Genomic DNA, 1,114 nt, shown 5'->3' with positions numbered 1-1,114 from the left:
ATTAATTATGGGTACAAGCCCCCCGGGGAATTCAAAATTCAAAATTCAAACTTCAAAATATAGAATTGTCCGAATCATTTTGAATTAATAATTTTGAACTTTGAATTGGAGCGCGTTAAGCAGCGTGACCTACGGTCAAGCGAATTGACTGTTGAGTCGGAAATCTGTACTTTCCGACTCAACAGTCAATTGATATCACTCATCAGAAGATTAACTAATTCTTGGGTGATAGGGAAACCAGTTTGTTGCTCAAAGTGTAAAAACATCGGACTAGGGTTAGCTTCAAGAAATACATATTCACCATTTTGCTTTAAACGCCAGTCAATCGCCGTCCACTGCAGCCAAAACGCTCTAGTGATAGCTTTACACTGCTCTTGCACCGTCTTTGGCAGCCTGACCGGAATCAATTGAGCATCGATATCTTCTCGAAAGTCAAGTGACTTGGAGCGAATTTCTGCCGAATACATCGAGTCCCCAATTACATAGGTGCGAATATTTGTGCCAGGGATATACTCCTGTATAGTAACAGGAGAAAGCCGCAGGGCTAAGTTTAGTCGTTCAGGTTGTAGATGTTTTTCTGTTAAAAACTGGACATGAGCACCACCATAGACTGGCTTAAAAATCACTTGATTACAAGACTTCGTAAACTTAATGATAGCGTCTGGATCATTACTAATCAGAGTATGGGGAATCGTTACACCCATTTGTTCAGCTTTGCTCAATTGTAGAGGTTTTTCCTTATGCAATTGATAAGCTTGCCATGAGTTTACCCAGTGAATTGATGTTCCTTGCATCAAGGTTCTTAGGGTACTCATTGCATCATCAAAAGCAACTCTCTGCTGTAATGGATTTTTGATTGGAGGAATTCGAACTCCAGAAAAATTACGCCAAAAGATGCTACGAATATCTCTCAGACGTAATTGATAGCCATCGGACAGGGTGAGAATTCCATCTTTAGTGTGTGGCTGCCAAGATAGTCGTAATTTAGTAGGAAACAGAGAAGTGTCAAGATAGTTTGTCTTGCCTCCAGCCTTAGTCAGAGCATGGTTGATATGCGCAGCGTGAGTATCTTCAGGATTGCCCAAAATTAAAATATTCATCTATTGCCAAACAA

At 40.4% G+C, this 1,114-nt stretch carries 1 protein-coding gene; it reads right to left on the bottom strand.

Annotation, left to right across the window (positions count from 1 at the left end; translation table 11 throughout):
• Nucleotides 1-185: 185 nt before the first annotated feature.
• Nucleotides 186-1,100 (bottom strand): MvdC/MvdD family ATP grasp protein, encoded by a 915-nt coding sequence (locus tag F6K53_RS44650; protein ID WP_293087455.1) that lies wholly within the window; start codon nucleotides 1,098-1,100, stop codon nucleotides 186-188.
• Nucleotides 1,101-1,114: the final 14 nt, after the last annotated feature.

This window comes from Moorena sp. SIO4A1 (assembly GCF_010672065.1).
Lineage (GTDB): Bacteria > Cyanobacteriota > Cyanobacteriia > Cyanobacteriales > Coleofasciculaceae > Moorena.
Note: the sequence above shows the minus strand (reverse complement) of the source record. Positions and strands in the feature narration are given on the sequence as shown.

Bases quoted from the DNA above. Each gene is read 5' to 3' on its own strand.
- F6K53_RS44650 (WP_293087455.1), bottom strand. From the start codon at position 1,100: ATGAATATTTTAATTTTGGGCAATCCTGAAGATACTCACGCTGCGCAT.